Below are 23,184 nucleotides of genomic sequence, written 5' to 3'. Positions count from 1 at the left end.
AGTATGAAACTATTTTAACACTTCACCCCCCCCTTGTCAATACAATTATAACTTTTAATTAATAATTTTTATCATTTTCATAAAATTTTCTAATAATAATTAGTATGAAGGTATATTCAATTACTTATATTTCGTTTGAAGTAATAATTTCCCTTAATCTTTCTTCTTTTTCTATTAGAAGTTCTTCGATTGTTTTAGGCATTGAAAGATAATATCCCTGAAGCAAATCTACACCAATGTCTTTTAAAAATCTCATAGTTTCTTCATCTTCAACAAATTCGGCAACAAGATGTAAGTTAAATTCCCTTTTAAACCCTACTATTATTTTAATGGCTTTTTTTAAAAATTCGTCGTTTTTGATTCCTTTTACCAAAGTTCCGTCAATTTTTAATACCCTTATCATATTTTTTCTTAATAAATTAATAACAAGTAATATCGAAGAATAACCGCTACCAAAATCATCCACGGCAAAATATGTATTAGTGTTTTTATTAATACTTTCGATAAGTTCGAAGTTCTCCACAAATCTCTGTTCTGTTAATTCCAAAATAATATCGACATTTATTTTTTGAATTACCTCTTTTAGTTTTTCAATATATTCTCTGTTTTTTAACGCTTCAAAAGAGATATTTAAAAATATCCTGTTTGAAATCTGATTTATTAAATTTTCTTTTTCAAGTATCTTATCTAAAACCAAAGCGTCAAACTCTGCGATTTTATTCATCGAATATACATGATCAATAAACATTCCGGCCGGAATTAATTTTTTATTATCAACGATTCTGCCCAATACTTCCAATGAAAATATTTCGTTGTCTTCTGATTTAAAAATCGGTTGAAACATAATATCAATCTCTTTATTTTCTATTTTTTGTTTAATAAAATTAACGTCAACCTGATTTTTAATCCATTCTTCCAAATGGTTTTTTTTGTTATTCAAAATTATGCTTTTATGCTCTTTTTTTGCTTCTTTTTTTAAAAATCTGAAATAATTAATAAGATCTTTAACTTCAATTTGCGAATATTTGTCCAGCATTATTCCTAAAATAAATGCGTCGAAATGTATTTTTTCATTATTTATCATTATCGTTTCGTTAATTTTATTATATATTTTATCTATCTCTTCTTCAAAAGTATTAAAATCTATATCCGTTCCTATAAAATAAAAATCATTGCTTGAAGCCTGTATTATTAAAAAGTTTTTTTTATTTTTATACAAATTATGAAGTTTGCTGTATAGTTGAACTTTTGCACTTGTAACTATATTTTCGTTTATTAAATTATTCATGGATTTTAAATTCTTCAAATCAATCACTGCAACATATAACGTTTTACTTTTTACAAGTATTTCGATCAAATCAAAAAAGCTTTTTTCTATATTTGCAAATGTGGATATATATAATTCATTAAGTGTGTTATAAAACCTCAAAATCTGTTCTTTAAAATCCCTAAACACAAAATATGAGTCCGCATAATGACCTTTTTTATAAAAAATATAAAAAGAATTGGCCAATGTATGAATTAAATTGTGCAAATCATGAATATAAATACATAAATTCACATCTAAACATATCATTAATGATTCAAGATAAGAGAGATATTTTTTAAATTTGCAGTTTTTTGCCTCTATTAAAGGATAATGTTTTAAATCATCGTTTTTAATAGCTAAAACAATATTATCAATCCACTCTTCATGAGCTTTAAAAAGTAAAAAATCGTGTTTTCTTTTTTGTGATAGTAGCTTTTTCAATGAGGAAATTTCTTTTTTAATGTAAACTTTAGCAGTAATGTTTAACAAATCATTTAATTTTTTTCTTGTTTTTTCTTCTCTAATTTCAGATTTTATTAAGCCAAATGAACGATAAACAATAGAATATGGAAGTCCCATTTCTTTATAAAAATCGTAACATACTTTTTCGTCTATTGTCTCTGAATACAGAAATTTTTCTAAAATTTGAGAAATTTTTTCAATTTCTTTTTCATTAAAAGAGTTTTTAACTATTTCATCGTTTAATAATTTCTTTTTCAAAATTTTTGTTATATTCATAATTAACACCTAATTAATATAATTAAGTGTATTATACCTCTTTTAAAGAATAAATACAAAAGAGAAGATTAAATCTGTTCGATTTTAATTTTGTCCGTTTTAAAATGTCTTCTCATTTCGTCTTCTATCGCAAGAAGTGTCACCCCACCACTTGCACAAGTCGCACAAGCACCCATATATCTTATATATACTTTTGTAATTCCGTCTTCTTCTCTTATATCGAGAAGTTCCAAACTTCCGCCGTCCATCGCAAGCATCGGTTTGATTTTCGTATCCAAAAACTCTTCAATAGCTTTAATCTTTTTAATCAAACTCATTTTTTCAAAATCTTCCGTTTCTGTAGCGTTTTTGAGGTTTTCTTTTTTCATCTGTTCCTGGACCTCTTTAATTATATCAACAAGATAAACCGGTCTTTCCTCATGTCCGCCCGGTGCTACGCAGCTTTTGCAATATTTTCCGGCATCGGTATATTTTTGAAGTTCTTCAATCGTTTTTACGTTATGCTCTCTTATAATATCTTCAATCTCTTTTCTCGTTACTCTTGCACATTCGCAGACTATTTCATTGTCTCTGAGTTCATCCGCGTTTTTTCCTTTGTATTTTGCTGCAGCTTCAATAATAACATCATAAGCCATTACGCTGCAGTGCATTTTCTGAGGCGGAAACGCAGGGGTGTTAGGGTCGTCTCTTAGTGCCTTTTCAACGTCAAGGTTTGTAATTTTCATAGCTTCATCCACCGTTTTTCCGATAGTGAGTTCCGTCATCATATCGGAAGACGCTATCGCAGTCCCGCATCCGAAACTTTTAAATCTCGCATCTACGATTTTATCGGTTTTCGGATCAACAAGCCAGTAAAGCCTTACGGCATCCCCGCACGCTTCGCTTCCAAAATCGGCTACTACAAGCTTAAGTCCCCTTTTTTTCGCGTCTTCTTCGGTAAATTCTCCTAAATATTTAGGGTTGTTCATTCTTTCAATTACTTTGTTTGAATACTGCTCCCACACGTTTCCAGTTATCAGGTCGTTTCTTCCCATTTTATCTCCTTAGTAAATTTGTATATTTGTATATTAGTATATTTGTGTATTGGTTATTATTGAATAATTTTTAATTCTCAATTCTACATTCTCAATTCTCAATTTATTTAGGCGCCACTTTTGCGTATGTCATTGATATGGCTCTTAGCCTCTCAACTATTCCCGGAAGTTTTTTTATTACATAATCAACATCTTCTTCAGTCGTAAAACGGCTCAGTGAAAATATAATTCCGGTATGTGCTATTTCAGGGTCTTCTCCCAAAGCTTCAAGAACTTCGCTTCCTTCAAGTCTTTCACTTGAACAGCTGCTGCCCGTTGCCGCGTATATGCCGTTAACGTTCAGATCCCAAAGCATAGACTCACCCTCAATCCCTTTAAACGATGCAACGACCGTATTAGGTAGTCTGTATTTTTTATCTACATAACTTTTTGTATCGGGGATTTGCAAAATCGCTTCTTCCAATTTATCTCTGAGTTTTGCCACCCTTGTATGCATTTCATCAAGATGTTCATTGGCAAGTTTTACAGCCTCAGCCATTGCCAGCATTCCATTTAGATATACGCTACCTCCTCTTTTGCCGCCCATCTGGTTACCGCCATGTATCAGATTTACATAAGGTGCGCCCTCTCTTACATAAAGTCCACCCACGCCTTTTGGTCCGTGAAATTTATGGGCACTGAATGTAAAATAATCAACGCCTAAATCTCTTACATTTAATTTAACTTTTCCTATAGCCTGTGCGCCGTCGCAGTGGAATGGAATATTGTGTTTTCTGGCTATTTGATTTATCTCTTTTATAGGCTGAATTGCACCGCTTTCGTTGCTGGCAAACAAAACGCTAATTAAAGCCGTATCTTCTCTTATAGCGTTTTCAAGCTCATTTGGATCAATCCTTCCGTTTTCATCTGTATAAAGATATGTTACTTCCATTCCGAGCGTTTTGGCATAAGCACAGGGCGCTTTTATTGAAGAGTGTTCACTTATCGTGGTTATTATATGCTTTTTACCACTTCCTTTGAGAAATGCGTCAATAAACGTTTTTATAACGGTATTGTTTCCTTCACTTGTTGAAGAGGTTATTATAATATCATCCTCATCGGCCGCACCGATGCCGGGATATAAAATATCATAAGCTTCATTCATCGCTTTTCTTGCGTCAATACCCAGCTGATATATTACGTTTACGTTACCGAAAAGATCGGTAGTTTTGCAATATACCTCTTTAACCCTTTCATCCATCGGGGTTGTGGAATTGTTATCCAAATACACCATATTCAGCCTTTATAATAATTTTTACTTATTGTAGCGAAAGAGAAGAAAAATTTTTTGATTTATATCAAGATTTTTTAAGAAGTCTGTTTAAAAGCCCCTGAAGTTTAAGCCATTGCTTATGAGGCATTAATGGAAAACCGCTGTAAACCCCTGGTTTTTTAATACTTTTACTCACTCCTCCTCTTGCGGCGATCGTAGTCATCGGAGCTATTTCAAGATGTCCCGCAGTAGCACTCTGTCCGCCCATTACAACGTGATGACCGAGTTTTGAACTTCCCGCAAGTCCCACCTGGGAAACAAGGATAGAGCCTTCACCTACTTCGCAGTTATGAGCGATTTGAACAAGATTGTCAATAATTGTTCCTTTTTTTATGATGGTTTTTCCAAACACACCTCTGTCAATAGTAGTATTTGCCCCTATTTCCACATCGTCTTCTATTTCAACAAACCCGAGATGATAGATTTTGATATGTTTTCCGTCTTTTGTATGTGCATACCCGAATCCGTCACTTCCTATGACGCTGCCTGCGTGAATCTTAACGTTATTGCCTATTTTTGTATCTCTGTAAATCGTTACATTTGGATAAATAACGCAGTTTTCCCCTATTTCAACATCCGGTGCTATTACACATCCCGGCATTATTATAGAATTTTTACCTATTCTTACGCCTTTACCCAGCTGAACCGAAGGGTGTATTTTGGCACTGAAAGCTGCTTGGTATCCACCCTCTTCCCACGGCTCTTTTGCGAAAAGTTTTGTAAGAAAAGCAAGTTTTAAATACGGCTCGTCAGTAATTAAAGCAATTACGCCCTCTGGAAGCTTATCAGCGTCTTCTTTTCTTATTAAAACGGCTTTTGCTTTTGTGTCTTTTAAAAATTTTTCGTATTTCGGGTTTTCCAAAAAGCTAATTTCATTCTCATTAGCGTCTTGAAGAGTGTTGATACCCGTTATTAAATCGTCATAGTCACATTTTATATCCAGATAATCACAGATTTCTTTTAAAGTAAATGTTTTATTATTTATATTTCTTTCGCACATAATAAATAGCCTTTGACTTTTTTAAAAATTATACCAAAGTTGTTAAGATCTTTTTAGATTGATTGGGGTTATTGGTTATTATGGTTGTTAAAGTTAATTAGAGTTATTGTGGTTGTTAGAATAAGTTAGGATTGGTTTTGTTAATTGTGTATTGGTTCTCGGATTTGTCAAATACTTAATGGTGGATACTTAAAAATTATTATGCTTGGTCTGACATTATCTCTGTTTTTTTACCCAATTAATTTTTACGACTTTTTGTAATCCCGCTTTTTTTGCCAAAAAAGTCTGACGACTTTTCGGGGACACCGGTTTTTAGCAAAAAGCATACTCGGAATTTGACAATGTTTTATTTTCAACCTTTTCTTTTCCAAATCTTCTCTTACTTTTTCACCAACTTTTTTTCTTCTATTACTAATAATTATTTCATTACAAATTTAAACATATAGTGCCAGACACCTTATTTATAAAAAGGCAAAGCATTATCTTTCGATAACGCTTGCCCCGCTTCTTACGATTTCTATCGGTTTATATTTTTTTATTGCTTTTAAAAAGTTGTCAATTCTTACAGGTCTGTCAACCACGCTTACTATTACATGTTTCTCACCAACATTGCTTATACTGCCATTATAACATCTGGCTAATGCGTCTATGTCGGCAAGATGATTTTCGATAGGGAATTTAACCATCGCCATCTCTTTTTCTATAAAATCGTCGCTTTCAATAACTTTATATACAGGAATAAGTTTGTGAAGCTGTTTTACGATCTGTTCAAATACTTTAGGATCACCTTCACTAACTATTGTCATTCTCGAAAATTCGCTGTTTGGTATAGGTGCTACGGTTAAAGACGTAATGTTATACCCACGTCCTGCAAACATATTTACAATTCTTGCCAATACCCCGTGTTCATTTTCCACTATAACTGATATTATTCTTTTCATTTGTCTTCCTTAAATATAAGCATATTTTTCAGTGGTGAATTTGGCGGAACCATAGGTAAAACATCTTCACGTCTGTCTATCTGAACATCTATAAACGCCACTTTTTTAGCTTCAATTGCTTCTTTTAAAGCTTTTTCAAATTCATCTTTTGTTTTAACTCTAAACCCTATACCACCCATACTTTCAGCTAATTTCACAAAATCCGGCTGCACGTCGCTAAGATCGGTTTCGCTTAACCTGTCATCATAAAACATAGTCTGCCATTGTCTAACCATTCCGAGGTAGTTGTTGTTTAAAATAATATTTACTACAGGAAGTTTATATCTGTATCCTGTAAGGATTTCCTGAATATTCATCATTATGCTTCCATCACCCGTAAAGTTTATAACAACCCTATCCCCAACAGCCCTTTTGGCACCAAGCGCTGCCGGGAAACCAAAGCCCATGGTTCCAAGACCGCCGCTCGTTAGAAGCTGTCTTGGATATGTAAACGGATAAAATTGCGCGGTCCACATCTGATGCTGTCCCACATCAGTTGAAATAACCGCGTCTTCAGGTGCGATTTCCCCTGCTTTTTGAATAGCCCACTGAGGTTTAATTACGGAATCGTCATCATTGTATTTAAGAGGATAAAGTTCCTGGTATCTGTTTAAAATTTCTCTCCATTCCTCATATTTTTCCGGCTCAATCTCTTCAATTAAAAGCGGCAGCATTTCTTCAAGAACATTTTTCAAATCCCCTACTATCGGATATTTAGTTTTAACGACCTTTCCGATCTGGCTTGGGTCAATGTCTATATGAACAATATCCGCATGTTTTGCAAATTCATCAAGCTTTCCTGTAACCCTATCGTCAAACCTCGCACCGAGAGAAACAATCAAATCTGCATCATTCATAGCCATATTTGCCGCATATGTTCCATGCATTCCGACCATTCCGAGTAAATACGGGCAGTCATATCTTATAACACCCCTTGCCATTAGCGTTTCAACCGTAGGGATTTTTGTAAGTTTAACTACTTCCCTTACCAATTCGTAAGCACCGCTTAAAACAGCACCTCCACCCACATACAATACCGGTCTTTTTGCCCTTTTTATAGCGTCAACGGCTCTTTTTATTGCTCTTTTGTTACCTTTATATGTTGGTTTATATGTAATAAGCTCTATTTTTTCGGGATATTCGAATTTAGTTTTGGCTACCGTTACATCTTTTGGAATATCAATATGAACGGGACCCGGTCTTCCACTTCTTGCAAGATAAAACGCTTCTTTCATAATAAACGGCAGATCCTTTACGTCTTTTACCAAAAAGTTGTGTTTAGTAATCGGTCTTGTAACACCTACTGCGTCAACTTCCTGAAAGGCATCCGTTCCGATTGCAGTTGTAGGCACCTGTCCTGAAATAACAACTAAAGGTATAGAATCCGTATAAGCAGTGGCTATGCCCGTTACTGCGTTTGTAAGTCCCGGACCGCTTGTAACCATAGCAACACCGACTTTTCCACTTGCCCTTGCATATCCGTCTGCCATATGAACGGCACCTTGTTCATGTTTAGCAAGAATATGCTTAAAAGCATTTTGTTTATAAATTTCATCATAAACATTCATTATAGCCCCACCAGGATATCCGAAAACAACCTCAACATTCTCTTTAATAAGACTTTCGATTACGATTTGAGCGCCGGTCAATTTCATAAAAAACCTTTTTGTCGAAATTATAGCAAAATAGTAACTTCTTTTAAATTTACAATATTAAATAATTAATTCTTATCGGTTTTAATTATTTTTTATTTTCTCACATTCACTGATTGCCACACCTTCTCTTAATCCGTCATCACAAACTATACACTCTTTATATTTTGAAAGTTTGAAAATTTCCTTAAATATATATATTCCGCTTATGATCAGATCACCTCTTCCGACACCTACAAGTTCTTCTCTTTTTTTCATCTCCATTTTCATAAGCTTTTCAGCCCAGTAATCCAAATCCTCAATGGTGATTTTTGTTCCGTTTACTTTGCTTCCGTCATATGTGGAATAGTTCATTCCAAGTTTTAAAGCCGCAATTGTGGTAGGTGTTCCGCTGCTTGCTACGAATATTTTCGGTTTTCTTAAAGTATTAAAGGCAAAGTCCAAAAAACTTTTTATATCTTTAGCTTTTTTCTTTACCGCCATTTTAATTGCTTCAGGGGTTTTATGTCTTTGCGTTATAGTCACAATACCTAGCCTGAAACTTTCACTTAAAACATTATCTTTATTTTTAACTGTAACTTCGGTGCTGCCACCTCCGATATCAATCAGTAAAAAATGATTATAGTTAACATAATCACATTTCTCCAAACATTTTTCAACTGCAATAGCCGTATAATTCGCTTCTTCTTCAGGAGATATCACTTCAAATTCTATTCCGGTTTCATTTTTGATCTTTTCTATAACAAAATCTTTGTTTTTTGCAGCTCTTAGGGCTTCAGTTGCAATGGCTTTTATCGGTTCGTTTTCCGTTATGTTAAATCTCTGTTTCATATCATTTATCGCACTTATTATTCTATCTATTGCTTCATCGGTTATGCCTTCGGTTTTAACGAGCTTGTCAGCCGTTCTGACAATTCTTTCAAATTCATCAAGTTTAGTATTCGTAGCGCAGTCATATTTTATCGCCCTTAAAGTATTACTGCCTAAGTCTATCGCTATCACATATTCTCCTTAATTGTTTTTAAATCTTTAAAAATATTGGCGTTATTATACAATAACCGGAATAATCTCATGTTCTTTATTTTCTTATTTGACCGTTTCCGTAAATTTTATATTTATAAGTTGTAAGATCATCTATTCCCATCGGTCCTCTTGCATGAAGTTTATTGGTTGAAATTCCGACTTCCGCACCAAACCCAAATTCACCTCCGTCAGTAAATCTGGTAGAAGCGTTTACATACACGCAAGCACTATCCACTCTGTTTAAAAATTCCTCACTTGCAGTATAATTTTCAGTAATAATGGAATCGCTGTGTCCAGACCCGTATTTTTGTATATGTTCAATCGCATCGTTTAATCCGTTTACCACTTTTATAGAAAGAATTTTATCCAAATACTCGGTATTCCAATCCTCTTCACTTGCTCTATTTATATCTATAATTTTGGTAGTCTCTTCACATCCTCTGAGTTCCACCCCTTCTTTTTCCATTTCAGTTTTTAATTTAGGTAATACTATTTCTTTAATTTCATTATCCACAAGCAGCGTTTCCACTGCATTACAAACACCTGGACGCTGAACTTTTGCATTTACGCTTATCTTAACGGCTTCTTCAATATCGGCGTCTTTATGTATGTAAATATGACAAAGCCCTTTATCATGTTTAACTACCGGAACTTTTGAGTTTTCACTTACGAATTTTATAAGTTTTTCTCCGCCTCTTGGAATTATCAAATCTACATATTTATCTTCCTGAATCAGCTTATATACCCCCTCTCTTGAATAATCAGGAAGAAGTGAAACGGCCTCTTTTGGAAGATTGTTATTTAATAAAACTTCCTGAAGAATATTTATAATTGCAATATTTGAATGCATAGCCTCTTTACCGCCTTTTAAAATACAGGCGTTTCCGCTCATAAAACAAAGCCCGGCAGCATCACTTGTTACATTCGGCCTGCTTTCGTAAATTATTCCTATTACTCCTATAGGAATTTTTACTTTTTCAATTCTAAGCCCGTTATCAAGCAACCATCCATCAATCACTCTTCCCACAGGATCTTTAAGTGCCGCAATGTCACGAAGTGCGTCAGCCATTGAAGAAATTCTTTTTTCATCAAGATAGAGCCTATCTATAAGTGCTGATGAAAGATTATTATTTTTTGCATAATCTAAATCTTTTTTATTTTCACTAATTATTTTAAAAGAATTTTTTTCTAAAGCATCAGCCATCTCTTTTAACACTTTTCTTTTAATTTCACCAGTTAATGTAGCAGTTGTTCTGGAAGCCTCTTTTACTTTTTGTAACACTCCAGTCATAATCTTCCTTTTTTATATATTATTTTATCAAATAAAAGAAATAATAACAAAAATATCGTATTCATGGTGAATGTATATTCATTTATACTATTTTAATTATATTACTTTTTGTTTTGTGTTACATTTTTACACGTTTTTGTTTTAGTGAAATTTTAATAAGTTTTATTTTTACTTTTTAAGTAATAAGCTGCGTTATAATACAAATAAAAAAGGAGCTTTGATGTCTTTAGATAAAGTATTAGACATTGCAATTATAGGAGCTGGTCCTGGCGGAATTGCAAGTGCGATTGAAGCAAAATTAGCAGGAATCGAAAAATTTCTTGTTCTTGAAAAAGCAGATAATCATTCTGATATGATTAGAAAATTTTACAAACCCGGAAAAAGAGTTGATAAAGACTGGCAAGGAAAAAAATTTGAATTTATCGGAAATGTAACTTTTGAAGAGTGTTCTAAAGAAGAGTATCTTGAGCAAATGGAGAAAAAAATCCAAGATGCAGGTATTGCTGATAAATTTAAATACAACCATCACGTATATGCAGTAGAAAAAAATAAAGACGGACTTTTTGAAATCGGTGCAGATCATGAACTTGGCGTTATTCAAGCAAAAAAAGTGATTATTGCAATCGGTAGAATGGGTAAACCTAATAAACCTGGATATAAATTCCCTGGTAAAATCAGACCAAGACTAAATTTCAACCTTGATAAAGTTCAACCTGGTGAAAAAGTAATGGTTGTTGGTGGTGGTGATACTGCCGGTGAATATGCTTATGGACTAGTAGATATGGATATCGGATGTGATGTTACTCTTAATTACAGAAGAGCTGAAATTACAAGAATGAATCCTACTAACAAAGAAATAGTAGAAAGATATATTAAAGAAGGAAAACTTAAATCTAAACTTGGTGTTGACGTAGAAAGTGTTGAGCCTTATGAAGAAGATGGAGTAACTCCTCCAAGAGTAAAAGTAAACTTCAAAGACGGAACAAGCGAAGTATTTGATAGAGTTGTATATGCACTTGGTGGAACAAGCCCAGTAGATTTCCTTAAAAACAGCGGAATTGAGTTAAATGAATGGGGTGAGCCTACTTATAACGAAGAAACTATGGAAAGTAATGTTGAGGGTCTTTATGTTATAGGTGACGTTGTAACAAGTGCAGGAAGTATTGCTCTTGCATTTAATCACGCTTATCTTGCAATTAAAGACATCGCAAACAAAAAATAAACTCTCTTTTTCCTTTTCTTTTATTTTTTCATTTTAAGTGTCAGTCACTTATTTATTTCTACTTTTTTTTGATAGAATTTCTTATTATAATGTGTAAATATTTACTATATTTAAATTAAAGGTTGAAGATGAGCAATTTGTATAAAGAAGCTGCAAATCTTTTTAAAAACTCAAAAAAAACAATTGCATTCACAGGTGCGGGTATTTCAGTAGAAAGCGGAATTCCAACTTTTAGGGGACCTGAAGGGCTTTGGAGTAAATATGACCCGAAAATTCTTGATATAGATTATTTTACGCTTAACCCAAAAGACGCATGGGAAAAAATTAAAGAAATATTTTATGATTATATGCAAAACATCAAACCAAACAAAGCGCATTATTTACTGGCTGATCTTGAAAAACAAAATCTTCTCGAAGCGGTGATAACTCAAAATATTGATAACCTACACCAGGAAGCCGGAAGCAAAAATGTAATTGAATTTCACGGAACCGCCAAAAATTTAGTATGTATGAACTGCTTTAAAAAATATGATAAAGACGAAATAGACTTAAATGACCTACCGCCTGCCTGTCCGAAATGCTGGGGACTGCTTAAACCTAATTTCGTTTTTTTTAAAGAACCGATTCCAAAAAAAGCACTTGAAAAATCATTACAACTTGCCCAGGAATGTGATCTGATGCTGGTAATAGGCACAACAGGTGAAATTCAACCCGCAAGCCAGATACCTATTCTTGCAAAACAAAACGGCGCTAAAATAATAGAAATAAACATTGAAGAATCTAATTATACTAGAAGTATTACCGATATTTTCTTGCAAGATAAAGCAACGATTGCCTCAGAAAAATTATCTGAAGCGTTAAAAGGATTATTATGAAAATTGCATTCCCTACTTCGAACGAAAAAACTATTTGTGAATTTATTCCGTTTTGTAAATTTTTTTTGATTTATGACACAGAAACAAAAGAAAAAAAAATAATCGACAATCCTTTATACCAAATAGTAAAGGAAAAAAACATTAAAAAAAGAGACTGCGGTGAAAACGGACTTCACACTGGTGAAATTATCCCACCATTATTAAAAAATTATCATATTGATTTATTTATTGCAATAAAGCTTGGTGAAGGAATGCTTGATAATCTCGAAATTTACGATATAAAATATAAACTGACTGATGAAAAAGAAATAAAAAGTTTTCTATAAGTTTATAAACATAGTATTGCAATTAAAATTATATTTACGCTTATTTGTGTCTTTTATAAAAAAAAACTACAATATCCTCTTATCTAATAATAAAAAATCATCACGAACATTATTATTCATTCCAAATGCCGGTCCTATTAAACTATCTTGACATATGTTCATAAAAGTTGTATAATTCTATTGAGCATATGTTCAAGGAGGTTTAAATGCCTAGGCGTATAAGAAGAAGAATAAGAGGAAAATTTAACAATATCTGCTTTAAACCTTGTGGTGTTCCGGGACATTCTCTTGAAGTAATTACTCTTACAAAAGATGAACTGGAAGCCATAAGATTAGCGGACCTAGAAGGCCTGTATCAAGAAGATGCAGCCAATAAAATGGAAGTATCCCGTCCGACATTCGGAAGGATATTAAACTCAGCCAGAGCAAAAATAGCCGATGCTATAATCAACGGAAAATCAATAGAACTTATATAAAAACTTTTAAGGAGGGTAAAATGAGAATAGCATTTCCTACAAACAACCAAAAAACTTTATCACCACATATTGGATTGGCAAAAGGTTTTTTAGTTGTGGATACAATTACAAATGAAAGATTTTACATTACAAATCCGGTAATGGAAAAAATTCAGGAAGAACATATTAATTTAAAAGATTTACCTGAAGGAAACAGAGGTTTTGGAACAGGTAGAATTATTCCACCGCTTCTTGCAGAAGCTGGGGTTGATATTTTAGTTGCCGATGAATTCGGCGAAGGTATGGTTAGAAACTTAAAAATGGAAGGTATTTCCTATTATATTACTGACAAAAAAAATATTGATGAAATTTTAGAAGACATTAAGGAGGGTAATATGCAAATAAACAATACTGCTGAATTCACCAGAGGATACGGATATGGAAGAGGAGCCGGATTTGGCAGAGGCAGAGGATATGGTTATGGTTTTGGAAGAGGACAAGGCTTCGGACGAGGTCCCGGCAGAGGATATGGGAGAGGAGCAGGTTTTGGTAGAGGCAGAAGATTCGGATTTGGCGGAGGATTCGGAAATAGATGGGGATGGGAAGATTAATCCCCTCTATTTTAAATATTTAATTCAATAATTTAGTGTCTGTCACCTTAAATAACATAAAAAGAAGGCAAAAGCCTTCTTAATTTAATTATTCTGGCACACAAATCTGTCTGTTTAACGCTGCTATGATAGTTTTATATGCCACGTAAACGATAAGTGCGGTTGTAAACCATAAAAGCAAATTAGAAATATAATAAAATAAAACATCTTTTTGAATTCCAAATACATAATCAATTTTCATAATATTTTTTTCAATCGCAATTTTATTTAAATGATAATTTAAAATTGAAGCAATTGTCATAGCTGCCATAGGGAATGTGTATGCCCACCATGTAATCGCATAAGGGACTTTTACAAATAATCTGAACATAAAAAATACCAACAATGTAAAGAAAAATCCTACATCATAAAGAAAATGTGCAAAGAAATCAAATAAAATATATTGAGTATGCACAGCACCACCTGTAATATGCGCAATTCCTTCTGCAATTTTTACGTAAGAAATAAAACCAACTGCTGCAGGCGCTATAAAAATAAATAAAGTTGGAAGAAATTTAGCAGGGAACTGATGATGGAAAATAATTCTATATAAAACTATGGTAAATAAAATCACCCAGAAAAATATACCGATTGAAAAATAAAACTGAGCAATTTCCACCCCGCCATAATATACCCCAGTAATCGGAACTAATACGTTACCAACAATAGGAATAAACCAAGCAGGATTACTATGATGAATTTCAAGGTTCTTAACAATCCAATATCTTATTACATAAAGTGTAAAAAATAGATGCAAAGGCGCACCAATATACCATAATATTTTTGATGCAGTTGGAGACATTTTATGAAGTGCAATCGAAAACAATAATAAACAGATTGAAATCGCCGGGAAAAAGTTAATTCTTATAGGATGTGAAAATTCATGTTTTACAGCATCCGGATATTTTATCAATTTCAATAAATATGTAATCGCAAAAACAACGAAAACCGCAATTGCGAAATAAGTTAAAGATGTTCCTATTATTTTAGGATATCCAAAAAAATGTGCTGCCTTTTGATATGCAATTGCAAGACCTGTTAGACCCATTACAACTGCAAACAAAGGCGCTGGAAAGTGTTTTAATCTGCTTTCCATATTAACTCCTTTTAATTTAATTTTAATTTTTGCGGAAGTATAACAGAAATTTATTAACATTCAACAAATATAAGTAAATTTTATATCAAATTTTTTCTTGACATATGCTAATAAAAAGATATATAATCCGCTGCACATATGTTCATTATGTCTAAAATAAGGAGATTATATGAAAATAGCCTTCCCTACAAATAATCAAAAAACTATTGCAGAACATATAGGTCTATCAAAAGGTTTTTTAATAATTGATACCAAAACAAATGAAAAAACATTTATAGAAAATCCGGTAATGAAAGAAATTCAAGAAAAACAGATTAAACTAAACGGGGATTGTGGAGAACACGGATTAGGAACAGGTAAAGTCGTTCCTCCTATGCTTAAGGAATTAGGCGTAAATCTTTTCGTGGCAAGAGAATTTGGTGAAGGTATGCTTGGGAATCTTGAGTATGTAGGAATTAAAACACTTGTAACTGACGAAAAAGAAATTGATGAATTTATTAAAAAATTTATTTAAATTTTAGTTTTTTTCTTTTTAAATACATATATGTTATTATTAATAAAACTAAAAGTATTATTATGCTGATTTCTTTAATATATTTATGGACAAGTTCTTGATTTTCTCCAATATAATATCCGAGCAAAGTCAAAATCACAACCCAAATTCCGGCTCCTAAAGCCGTATAAATTGTAAATTTTAAAGGATGCATTTTTGCTAACCCTGCAGGAAATGAAATATATTGTCTAACACCTGGAATCAATCTTCCGTTAAAAGTGGATATTTCTCCATGATTTTCAAAAAATTTTTCAATTTTTTCAAGGTGATGTTCTTTTAAAAATTTAAGCACTACTTTCCTACCTGCGCTCTTTGCAATCAGATAGTTAAACCAAGCCCCTGTAATAGAGCCTAAAATACCACTGAATATCGCCATAAAAAGATTCATCTCACCTTTACTGGCAAGATAACCGGCGGGAACCATTACTATTTCACTCGGAAAAGGGAAAAAACTGCTCTCAAGAAACATCATAATAAATATTCCGACATATCCGAGTTCACCTACTACCTGAACTATCCAGTTGATGATTTCCTGCATTATTCTGCTTTAAGCCTTGTAGCAAAGAAAAGTCCCACCATAAGCATAATGATTGTAAATATATATAAAACATTATAACCGAACTTTTCAAGTATAAATCCTCCAGGAATCGCAAAAAAAAGACCAATTGATGTAAGATTGTTCTGAAGTGCTACATAAATAGGTCTTTTATCTTCCGGTGCAATTTCAAATAGAAGATTGAGTCCGCTTATTTTAAACCCGTCCATCGCAAAGCCTATTAAAAAAAACACAAACCCATACATTACTGCATTATTTGCAAAAAAAGCTACAATAAACGCAAATATTACGCTCATAAACGAAAAAATGATTATTTTTTTATACTGCGGCGCCAGTTTTTTCCATACAAGATTCCCTATAAGTGCACCTAACATCTGCACTGTAACAAACCCTCCGATAAGCCAACCCGTAAGATTAATAGTCTGATTGGCTTTTAAAATAACAAAAGGAAAAGCAAATAAAAAAGAATAACTGAATAATATAGTTAAAATCTGTATCTGAAGAGCTTTGTCAGTTTTTAAAAATTTGAAAGCGTTTTTTAAAAATTTCCAAAAGCTCTCTTCTTTTACTCTGACTTTTTCTTTTACGGGTTCTTTAATCGTAGCAAAAGCCAAAAGACCTAATCCCAGTAAAAATGAACTAATCATAAAAAGATAAGCATAGCTTTTAGGCGGCTCAAAATTGTTCAACACCCATCCTGCTATCCCACCACTGATAATGGAAGCTATAGCAGCAAAAAACTGCCTGTTTGCCATTGATTTACCACGCTCAGTCTTATTAAATATTTTGGCAATTATCTCACTGAAATATATACTCCCAAACCCTGCGGAAAAACTGAAAATAAAAAGCCCTATTCCAAATACCCAAAGCGTTAAAGTAGGATTTTTATCACCTATAAGAAGTATCGCCAGTCCAATCATAAACCAGCTTATAAATCTTGCTAAAAAAACTCTCCTCATATAAGGCATTACTTTTTTATATCCCTGAGCATAAAACGCTGCAAATAACTGAACGGCTATCGCCCCTCCTCTAAGAAGTGAAGCAAAAACCCCTACAAGAATCACGCTTTCACTGAAATGATGAACAATCAGAGGCAAAATTGTGCTAGGTTCAGCCACAGCCATGGCAATAGCCAGAAAAAAGCCGTGAACAATGTTTTTTATATTGTTTTCTTTATAATTAGGTGACAAGAAAATCCTTTTTTGAAGCGAATTTTATCACAATTTGGTCAATTGTTTTATAAATTTAAGTATTTGCAATATTATATCCCGCCTCACTTAAAAACCTACTTGGTTCATAACTCATATTTCTAATACGATCGTTTTTTGCAAGACATAAAAAGAGTCTGTCTTTAGCCCTTGTAACCGCTACGTAAAAAAGTCGTCTCTCTTCTTCTATTCCGCCTGCCGGTTTTGAAAGCTTGATATTAGGAAACCTTTTTTCCATCAGATCCACAAGATACACTTCTTTAAATTCAAGCCCCTTGCTTGCATGAACGGTCAATAAGTTAACACCCCTGCCCTCACTCATTTCATTTGCACCCAAAACCATCGCATTTAAAAACTTTTCAAGATCGCTGTAATTTTTTAAAAGATTACCTAAAACCTTTACTTTGTTTTCGATCTTTTCAAGCGCTTCATGGTATCTCTCTTCCACTATTTTGCCGTTTTTGTCTTTAGCTCTTTCTTTTGCAATGTTTGAGATGATGTGTTTGAATGTTTTACTCTCAATTATTTCATTATATATAGACATTGGGTTTTTGAGTTTGTTTACTCTTTTTAGAAGCTTGTAAAAATTAAATAAAAACTCCCCGCCTTCAACTGATAATTTAGGATGTTTCAGTATAGGATTAGCCAAAAATTCATCATCTATATTTATGTCCTTAAATTTCTGAAGACTTCCAAGCTGTGTGAAATCATCAAAAAGACCAAGCTGATAAGAAGTTTTTTTCTTGGTAAAGATTTTTTTAGAAGTATCGGGATTTAAAAATCCTTTTTTAGGATCACCCTCACCCAATATCATTAAAGCTTCGAATATTTCATTGGCTATTGCGCTTCCCACACCTTTGGCATATTCAAAAATATGAATAAAAGCCATTATGTCTTTTGGGTTAATTATAAACGTCAAAAGATCCAAAGTTATTTTAATCTCTTTTGAATCAAAAAAACTGACCCCTCCTTTTCTCCTGCATTCAATTCCCTTTTCCCTCAGCATTGCTTCAATGGCATCAGCACTTGAATTGTTCCTGAAAAGCACTGCGATTTCGTCTCTTGGAGTTAGGGAGTTTAATATTCTGTTTGCCACATCCCTGTATTCTTCAAACGTATCGTTGTAATACAAAACTTTTGGCCACTCACCCGAAAACCCCCTGGTAACTTCAAGGCTTTTAGGGTAAATTCTCGGATTGTTGGCTATTACTTTGTTTGCAATTTCGAGTATTTCACCATAGCTTCTATAGTTTTTTTTAAGCGTAAAAACATTAGCATCCGGATATCGTTTGTCAAATGTGGAAATAATACTTATATCCGCCCCGTTAAACGCATAAATACTCTGGTCATAATCCCCAACACAAAAAAGTGAAGTCTGTTTTATGTTTTCTATCAGTTCATTTTGAAGAGGGTTTGTATCCTGGTATTCATCTACCAAAACCTCTTTAAAAGGAACTTCGATTCCGTTTTTTAACTCTTCAATCATTCTGATAAGAAGGGAATTAAAATCAACAAGCCCGTGTGCTCTTTTTACTTCTTCGTATTCATCAAAGATGCTTTCATACACCAAAACATACTCTTCCTGAAGCGGAGCCCTATTAATAAGCCACTGCCCGAAATCAGAAACATTTGAATTTAAAAAAAGAGAATACAGATCAAACAGATAATTTGCGCTGTAAGGTTTTTCCTCGCCTCTGAGACGGACGAAATCCCTTTTGTCGTATATTGATTTAAAAAGAATTTTTAAATCTTTGGGCTGCTTTAGAACGATGTTTTTATTTAGTTTTTTAAGCCATCTGTAACTTACCGCATGAAATGTCCCGGCTTCAATGTTTTTTGCACTCTCAATCACACCTGCGACACGCTCTTTCATCTCCTGGGCGGCTTTATTGGTAAATGTAAGAAGAAGTATCTCTTCCGCTTTTATGCCTTCTTCCAAAAGATATGCGATTCTGCCCACGATGGTGGACGTTTTACCGGTTCCTGCACTTGCAATAACCAGATTATGCCCAAGAGGCGCTGTAGCGGCCTGAAGCTGTTCTTTATTTAATTTTGAAAGAGGCAACACTTTTCCTTTGAAAATTTTTGAAGTGCAATTTTAGCGAAGAAAAAAGAAAAAAAAGAAATTATTTAATAAAATCACCGAGTTTTGCAAATTTTTCATCATCCAAAATAACCTGAGCACACGTATTATTATCAAGATTAAATAAAAACGGCGCTTTAAAATTTACTATTGATTCCGTTACAGGATCTTTCATAACGATATTGTTATATACTTCAATGTTTGAATTTTCATTGATATCAAGAAGCGCTTTAACATCTGCTGGAACGTCAAAAGAATATTCTTTTAACACAAAAGGATTTATCAGTGAAAATAATACTTTACCCTCATTGTCTTTTAATACTGCAATAGACTCGTCAACTTTACTTAATTCCACCTCGTTTACATTTTCAAAACCGGGAATAGGTTTCTTTACGGCAAATTTCATTCTTTCTCCTTTAAAGATTTATTTTATTTTAACATATTATTGTTTTAGATAAATAGGTTTATACCATTTTAAAAGCAGCGGCACTGAAATATTTAATAAAAACGTTGTAAACATCAGTATATAAAACTCTTCTTGAGTTATAAGATGGTTTTGAACAAACGCTATGTTTATAACGATAAAAGCGAGCTCAGCCCTTCCAAGCATTCCGAATCCTATTAAAACCGAATCTTTGGCAGAATATCCCCCTGTATATTTTGCCGCACCCGCAGCAGAAATAATCTGCAGTATCAATACACTCAAAAATAAAACAAACGTAGGTAAAATAACTTGCTGTAAAACGCCTAAATCAAATAAAATTTTACCGCCAAGTAGTATAAAAAATACTGGACCAAAAACCGTATAAGCCATAACTGATGTTATTTTTTCAACTTCTTTTGCCCTGTTTTGATTTCCAACACCAAAATATTCGGCTTTAAGTATCAGTCCCGCAAAATATGCACCGATTGCCGGATGAAACCCAAGAGTATGTGCAACACTTCCGAATAAAAATACAAGTATAAACACACCAAGAACTGCATAATGTCCTTGATTCACTACAAACAGATATCTTATACCTCTTTTATGAGGGACAATGAATTTTCCGACTAAAAAAACAAAACCAAAAAATAACACTACGTCAAGTAAAGTTCTTAAAAGTTTCGCAGTATCGATATTAAGCTCACCTTTACCCCCGCCGCTTAAAATAATCGGAAGCAATACCGCCACACCTATTAAGCTTAATACATCATCCACAACCGCACTTGTCATTATTCCCGTTGCGGCAGGGGTTTTTTCAAGTCCTAATGATTTTAGACTAACCATTGTAAGAGATACGGCGGTTGCCGTCATGGTAAGCCCCCAGATGAGCGAAGAGGTTGTGGAAAATCCGAATATTTTCGCACTGAAATACCCTGCTAAAAACGGAAAAATTGCACCGATTATTGCAATACCCCACGCTTTTTTAACGCCTTTTAAAAAATTTGAAAGATTCTCTTCAAAGCCAAGTGCGAACATTACGAGAATAATTCCTATTTCTCCCAAAAATTCAAGCCTGTGATCACCGCTAAAAAGCCCAATATTACCTAATAAGGCACCAAAAATTATAAACCACAACACATCAACCGTATTTGTTTTTTTAGCGGTTATTTTAGCCGCAAAAACCGTTAGAAACAATATAAAAAGTTCAGTCCAAATATAATGCATCAATTCTCCTTAATTTCTGTGCCTATTCCTTCGCTTGTTAAAAGTTCAAGCAATATAGAATGTTCAATTCTTCCGTCGATAATATGCGCTTTTTCCACACCTCTTTCAACAGCCCTTAACGCGGCGTCAACTTTTGGGATCATTCCTCCGGCAATTGTTCCGTCGTTTTTGAGTTTTTCAATTTCATCTTTTGTAAGAGAACTAATTAGGTTTTTGTTTTTATCAAGCACACCAGGTGTATCTGTCAGGAATATTACCCTTTTAGCGTCAATCGCCGCTGCTATTTCACTTGCAGCCGTATCAGCGTTTATGTTGTAACCCGGATGTGTAGCATTATCCCCCGCCGCAATAGGTGCAATTACCGGAATAAGATTTTCACTTAAAAGTTTATTTACAAACACCCCGTCGATTGAAGTAATTTCTCCCGTATATCCGACAAGTGATTTCGCTTTCATAAAACTCATATCTTTTCCATTAATTCCGATAGCTTTAGCCCCGTGTTGATTTAACATATTTACTATTTCTTTGTTAATTTCACCGCTTAAAACCATTTCGGCTATTTTAATGGATTCGGCTGTAGTTACCCTAACCCCGTCTTTAAATTCCGTTTTTACATTGAGTGCTGTAAGAATTTCCGTAATTCTTTTACCGCCTCCGTGAACAATTACGGGTTTGATCCCTACCATGTAAAGCATTAAAATATCTATTGCAAAACTCTCTTTAAGTTTCTCATCAATCTGTGCCGCCCCTCCGTATTTTATTACTATGGTTTTTCCGTAAAATTTTCTGATAAAAGGAAGCGAGTCAAGAAGTGTTTTTACCGTTTCGATTTTCTTTTGCATATGAATCCTTTTTGATATATTGATTTATTAGTTTTGTTACTTTTATAATTTTAACAAAACATCCGTTTTAAACTATTTTTATAATTTTTAAATTTAAATTTTTTTCATTTCTTTAAAAAAAAGATTTTACTCTTTCAAATTAACATAATATTATTTCTGTTTATATTGGATTTTATCTTCAATGCCAGCTTTTTCAAAGCCTTTAAGCCTCAACCTGCAGCTATCACACACACCGCATGCTTCATCATCGTTTTTATAACAGCTCCATGTAAGGTGAAGCGGCACGTTATATTTAACGGCTGTTTTTACGATATCTTCTTTTTTAAGATGCACAAGCGGTGTTTTAATTTCTATTTTAGTTTCAGGTTTTGTTCCTGAATTTATGGCTTTTTGCATATTTTGGATGAATTCTTCCGTGCAGTCGGGATATCCGCTTGAATCCTCTTCAACCACACCGATAAATATTGCCTCTGCTCCTTCTTTTTCGGCAATTGCAGCAGCAATTGAAAGGAATATTCCGTTTCTAAAAGGCACATATGTTACGGGAATACCCGGTTTAACCCCGTCAATAGGCACATCGATGTTTTCATCCACGAGAGCGCTCGCACCTATCTGCTTAAAAAAAGGTATGTCGATTATGTATCTGCTCTCTAAATTCAAATAATCACATATGTCGTTAAATGCTTTAAGCTCTCTTTTTTCAGTTCTCTGTGAATAATTAAAATGCACTGGTATTATTTCATACCCTTCGCTTTTAGCTATAAATGCAGCGGTTGTGGAATCCATACCTCCGCTTAATATTACTACCGCTTTTTTCATTACAAACCTTTCATTTTTACTTCACAACTTCTTAACTTCTCAACTTCCCAACTTATATATTATAATTTTACTAAAAAAGGCTCCTTAATGATAGATTTCGACAACAGAACGAACTATGAATTTGACATAAACAAACTAAACGATATCTATAATCTACTGACAGATAAAGACATAGAGCTTATTTTAACCGACGATAAAGAAATAAAAGAGATAAACAAGCAGTTTAGAAACAAAGACAAAGCCACAGACGTGTTGAGTTTCCCGCTCGAAGCCATGCCCGGAATGCCGCTTGGAAGTATAGTTATTTCAATCGATAACGCTAAAAAAGGTGCGGAAGAGTTCGGACACAGCGTGGATGACGAAATCAGACTTCTTTTTTTGCACGGGCTTTTGCATTTATTAGGCTACGACCACGAAACTGATAACGGCGAAATGAGAGCAAAAGAGGAAGAAATTATCAAAAAACTGAATTTACCGGAAAGTCTTATAATAAGAAATGAATAGCAAAATCA

General features: G+C 33.6%; 23 protein-coding genes. 7 read left to right on the top strand and 16 right to left on the bottom strand.

The window, feature by feature from the left end; translation table 11 throughout:
• Positions 1-124: 124 nt before the first annotated feature.
• The 8 genes from ACYQ19_RS00430 to ACYQ19_RS00395 all read right to left on the bottom strand — a co-directional run bounded on the left by ACYQ19_RS00430 (position 125) and on the right by ACYQ19_RS00395 (position 10,339).
• Positions 125-2,047 (bottom strand): EAL domain-containing protein, encoded by a 1,923-nt coding sequence (locus ACYQ19_RS00430; RefSeq protein WP_459977265.1) that lies wholly within the window; start codon positions 2,045-2,047, stop codon positions 125-127.
• Positions 2,048-2,115: 68 nt separating this feature from the next.
• On the bottom strand, positions 2,116-3,081 hold the full coding sequence (locus ACYQ19_RS00425; protein ID WP_459977263.1) for an iron-sulfur cluster assembly scaffold protein: 966 nt from the start codon (positions 3,079-3,081) through the stop codon (positions 2,116-2,118).
• Positions 3,082-3,184: 103 nt separating this feature from the next.
• Positions 3,185-4,354: a cysteine desulfurase family protein gene (locus ACYQ19_RS00420; RefSeq protein WP_459977261.1), complete on the bottom strand. Its 1,170-nt coding sequence runs from the start codon at positions 4,352-4,354 to the stop codon at positions 3,185-3,187.
• Between the two features lie 64 nt (positions 4,355-4,418).
• Entirely contained in the window at positions 4,419-5,393 is a 975-nt protein-coding gene (gene lpxD / locus ACYQ19_RS00415; RefSeq protein WP_459977259.1) for a UDP-3-O-(3-hydroxymyristoyl)glucosamine N-acyltransferase, read from the bottom strand.
• A 479-nt stretch (positions 5,394-5,872) separates the two neighbouring features.
• Positions 5,873-6,334: an acetolactate synthase small subunit gene (ilvN, locus tag ACYQ19_RS00410; RefSeq protein WP_015902265.1), complete on the bottom strand. Its 462-nt coding sequence runs from the start codon at positions 6,332-6,334 to the stop codon at positions 5,873-5,875.
• The gene (locus ACYQ19_RS00405) at positions 6,331-8,028 is read right to left on the bottom strand and encodes an acetolactate synthase large subunit (protein ID WP_459977257.1); all 1,698 of its coding nucleotides are present in this window, start codon (positions 8,026-8,028) and stop codon (positions 6,331-6,333) included. Before ACYQ19_RS00405 ends, ilvN begins: the two co-directional genes overlap by 4 nt.
• Before the next feature lie 81 nt (positions 8,029-8,109).
• A complete protein-coding gene (locus ACYQ19_RS00400) occupies positions 8,110-9,027 on the bottom strand; it encodes a Ppx/GppA phosphatase family protein (RefSeq protein ID WP_459977255.1) in 918 nt (305 codons plus the stop codon).
• Between the two features lie 76 nt (positions 9,028-9,103).
• Positions 9,104-10,339: a glutamate-5-semialdehyde dehydrogenase gene (locus ACYQ19_RS00395; protein WP_459977253.1), complete on the bottom strand. Its 1,236-nt coding sequence runs from the start codon at positions 10,337-10,339 to the stop codon at positions 9,104-9,106.
• 220 nt (positions 10,340-10,559) lie between these two features.
• On the opposite strand from ACYQ19_RS00395, the gene ACYQ19_RS00390 reads away from it, so the two are divergent.
• The 5 genes from ACYQ19_RS00390 to ACYQ19_RS00370 all read left to right on the top strand — a co-directional run bounded on the left by ACYQ19_RS00390 (position 10,560) and on the right by ACYQ19_RS00370 (position 13,828).
• Positions 10,560-11,561: an NAD(P)-binding domain-containing protein gene (locus ACYQ19_RS00390; protein WP_459977251.1), complete on the top strand. Its 1,002-nt coding sequence runs from the start codon at positions 10,560-10,562 to the stop codon at positions 11,559-11,561.
• 128 nt (positions 11,562-11,689) lie between these two features.
• Positions 11,690-12,436, top strand: a complete 747-nt coding sequence (locus ACYQ19_RS00385) for an NAD-dependent protein deacylase (protein ID WP_459977249.1) — start codon at positions 11,690-11,692, stop codon at positions 12,434-12,436.
• Positions 12,433-12,762, top strand: a complete 330-nt coding sequence (locus ACYQ19_RS00380; protein ID WP_459977247.1) for a NifB/NifX family molybdenum-iron cluster-binding protein — start codon at positions 12,433-12,435, stop codon at positions 12,760-12,762. Before ACYQ19_RS00385 ends, ACYQ19_RS00380 begins: the two co-directional genes overlap by 4 nt.
• A 206-nt stretch (positions 12,763-12,968) precedes the next feature.
• Positions 12,969-13,238 (top strand): DUF134 domain-containing protein, encoded by a 270-nt coding sequence (locus tag ACYQ19_RS00375; RefSeq protein ID WP_459977246.1) that lies wholly within the window; start codon positions 12,969-12,971, stop codon positions 13,236-13,238.
• A gap of 20 nt (positions 13,239-13,258) precedes the next feature.
• The gene (locus tag ACYQ19_RS00370; protein ID WP_459977244.1) at positions 13,259-13,828 is read left to right on the top strand and encodes a NifB/NifX family molybdenum-iron cluster-binding protein; all 570 of its coding nucleotides are present in this window, start codon (positions 13,259-13,261) and stop codon (positions 13,826-13,828) included.
• A gap of 88 nt (positions 13,829-13,916) precedes the next feature.
• Here the strand turns inward: ACYQ19_RS00370 and ACYQ19_RS00365 are convergent, their stop codons facing one another.
• Positions 13,917-14,963: an SLAC1 anion channel family protein gene (locus tag ACYQ19_RS00365; RefSeq protein WP_459977242.1), complete on the bottom strand. Its 1,047-nt coding sequence runs from the start codon at positions 14,961-14,963 to the stop codon at positions 13,917-13,919.
• 169 nt (positions 14,964-15,132) lie between these two features.
• On the opposite strand from ACYQ19_RS00365, the gene ACYQ19_RS00360 reads away from it, so the two are divergent.
• A complete protein-coding gene (locus ACYQ19_RS00360) occupies positions 15,133-15,477 on the top strand; it encodes a NifB/NifX family molybdenum-iron cluster-binding protein (RefSeq protein WP_459977240.1) in 345 nt (114 codons plus the stop codon).
• Here ACYQ19_RS00360 and ACYQ19_RS00355 read toward each other — a convergent pair.
• The 7 genes from ACYQ19_RS00355 to queC all read right to left on the bottom strand — a co-directional run bounded on the left by ACYQ19_RS00355 (position 15,470) and on the right by queC (position 22,672).
• Entirely contained in the window at positions 15,470-16,054 is a 585-nt protein-coding gene (locus tag ACYQ19_RS00355; protein WP_459977238.1) for a DedA family protein, read from the bottom strand. The two genes, ACYQ19_RS00360 and ACYQ19_RS00355, sit on opposite strands and share 8 nt — an antisense overlap.
• On the bottom strand, positions 16,054-17,262 hold the full coding sequence (locus ACYQ19_RS00350) for an MFS transporter (protein ID WP_459977237.1): 1,209 nt from the start codon (positions 17,260-17,262) through the stop codon (positions 16,054-16,056). The genes ACYQ19_RS00355 and ACYQ19_RS00350 overlap by 1 nt, the downstream gene beginning before the upstream one ends.
• Before the next feature lie 55 nt (positions 17,263-17,317).
• Entirely contained in the window at positions 17,318-19,345 is a 2,028-nt protein-coding gene (locus ACYQ19_RS00345; protein ID WP_459977235.1) for an ATP-dependent helicase, read from the bottom strand.
• 61 nt (positions 19,346-19,406) lie between these two features.
• Positions 19,407-19,769 (bottom strand): flagellar assembly protein FliW, encoded by a 363-nt coding sequence (gene fliW / locus ACYQ19_RS00340; RefSeq protein WP_459977233.1) that lies wholly within the window; start codon positions 19,767-19,769, stop codon positions 19,407-19,409.
• A gap of 36 nt (positions 19,770-19,805) precedes the next feature.
• Positions 19,806-21,011 carry a cation:proton antiporter gene (locus ACYQ19_RS00335; protein ID WP_459977231.1) on the bottom strand — a complete coding sequence of 402 codons (1,206 nt, stop codon included), beginning with the start codon at positions 21,009-21,011 and terminating at the stop codon, positions 19,806-19,808.
• On the bottom strand, positions 21,011-21,853 hold the full coding sequence (argB, locus tag ACYQ19_RS00330) for an acetylglutamate kinase (RefSeq protein WP_459977229.1): 843 nt from the start codon (positions 21,851-21,853) through the stop codon (positions 21,011-21,013). Before argB ends, ACYQ19_RS00335 begins: the two co-directional genes overlap by 1 nt.
• A 150-nt stretch (positions 21,854-22,003) precedes the next feature.
• Positions 22,004-22,672, bottom strand: a complete 669-nt coding sequence (queC, locus tag ACYQ19_RS00325; RefSeq protein WP_459977228.1) for a 7-cyano-7-deazaguanine synthase QueC — start codon at positions 22,670-22,672, stop codon at positions 22,004-22,006.
• An 87-nt stretch (positions 22,673-22,759) separates the two neighbouring features.
• Between queC and ybeY the strand changes: the two genes are divergently transcribed.
• Positions 22,760-23,176 carry an rRNA maturation RNase YbeY gene (gene ybeY, locus ACYQ19_RS00320; RefSeq protein WP_459977227.1) on the top strand — a complete coding sequence of 139 codons (417 nt, stop codon included), beginning with the start codon at positions 22,760-22,762 and terminating at the stop codon, positions 23,174-23,176.
• The last annotated feature ends 8 nt before the right edge of the window (positions 23,177-23,184 follow it).

This window comes from Nautilia lithotrophica (genome assembly GCF_054656815.1).
The sequence above is the reverse complement of the archived record's forward strand: the minus strand, read 5'-3'. Positions and strand labels throughout refer to the sequence as shown.

What these genes read in the sequence shown, in the direction of transcription:
- ACYQ19_RS00430 (WP_459977265.1), bottom strand. Translation starts at nt 2,047, where the DNA reads ATGAATATAACAAAAATTTTGAAAAAGAAATTATTAAACGATGAAATA.
- ACYQ19_RS00425 (WP_459977263.1), bottom strand. Translation starts at nt 3,081, where the DNA reads ATGGGAAGAAACGACCTGATAACTGGAAACGTGTGGGAGCAGTATTCA.
- ACYQ19_RS00420 (WP_459977261.1), bottom strand. Translation starts at nt 4,354, where the DNA reads ATGGTGTATTTGGATAACAATTCCACAACCCCGATGGATGAAAGGGTT.
- lpxD (WP_459977259.1), bottom strand. Translation starts at nt 5,393, where the DNA reads ATGTGCGAAAGAAATATAAATAATAAAACATTTACTTTAAAAGAAATC.
- ilvN (WP_015902265.1), bottom strand. Translation starts at nt 6,334, where the DNA reads ATGAAAAGAATAATATCAGTTATAGTGGAAAATGAACACGGGGTATTG.
- ACYQ19_RS00405 (WP_459977257.1), bottom strand. Translation starts at nt 8,028, where the DNA reads ATGAAATTGACCGGCGCTCAAATCGTAATCGAAAGTCTTATTAAAGAG.
- ACYQ19_RS00395 (WP_459977253.1), bottom strand. Translation starts at nt 10,339, where the DNA reads ATGACTGGAGTGTTACAAAAAGTAAAAGAGGCTTCCAGAACAACTGCT.
- ACYQ19_RS00390 (WP_459977251.1), top strand. Translation starts at nt 10,560, where the DNA reads ATGTCTTTAGATAAAGTATTAGACATTGCAATTATAGGAGCTGGTCCT.
- ACYQ19_RS00385 (WP_459977249.1), top strand. Translation starts at nt 11,690, where the DNA reads ATGAGCAATTTGTATAAAGAAGCTGCAAATCTTTTTAAAAACTCAAAA.
- ACYQ19_RS00380 (WP_459977247.1), top strand. Translation starts at nt 12,433, where the DNA reads ATGAAAATTGCATTCCCTACTTCGAACGAAAAAACTATTTGTGAATTT.
- ACYQ19_RS00375 (WP_459977246.1), top strand. Translation starts at nt 12,969, where the DNA reads ATGCCTAGGCGTATAAGAAGAAGAATAAGAGGAAAATTTAACAATATC.
- ACYQ19_RS00370 (WP_459977244.1), top strand. Translation starts at nt 13,259, where the DNA reads ATGAGAATAGCATTTCCTACAAACAACCAAAAAACTTTATCACCACAT.
- ACYQ19_RS00365 (WP_459977242.1), bottom strand. Translation starts at nt 14,963, where the DNA reads ATGGAAAGCAGATTAAAACACTTTCCAGCGCCTTTGTTTGCAGTTGTA.
- ACYQ19_RS00360 (WP_459977240.1), top strand. Translation starts at nt 15,133, where the DNA reads ATGAAAATAGCCTTCCCTACAAATAATCAAAAAACTATTGCAGAACAT.
- ACYQ19_RS00355 (WP_459977238.1), bottom strand. Translation starts at nt 16,054, where the DNA reads ATGCAGGAAATCATCAACTGGATAGTTCAGGTAGTAGGTGAACTCGGA.
- fliW (WP_459977233.1), bottom strand. Translation starts at nt 19,769, where the DNA reads ATGAAATTTGCCGTAAAGAAACCTATTCCCGGTTTTGAAAATGTAAAC.
- ACYQ19_RS00335 (WP_459977231.1), bottom strand. Translation starts at nt 21,011, where the DNA reads ATGCATTATATTTGGACTGAACTTTTTATATTGTTTCTAACGGTTTTT.
- argB (WP_459977229.1), bottom strand. Translation starts at nt 21,853, where the DNA reads ATGCAAAAGAAAATCGAAACGGTAAAAACACTTCTTGACTCGCTTCCT.
- queC (WP_459977228.1), bottom strand. Translation starts at nt 22,672, where the DNA reads ATGAAAAAAGCGGTAGTAATATTAAGCGGAGGTATGGATTCCACAACC.
- ybeY (WP_459977227.1), top strand. Translation starts at nt 22,760, where the DNA reads ATGATAGATTTCGACAACAGAACGAACTATGAATTTGACATAAACAAA.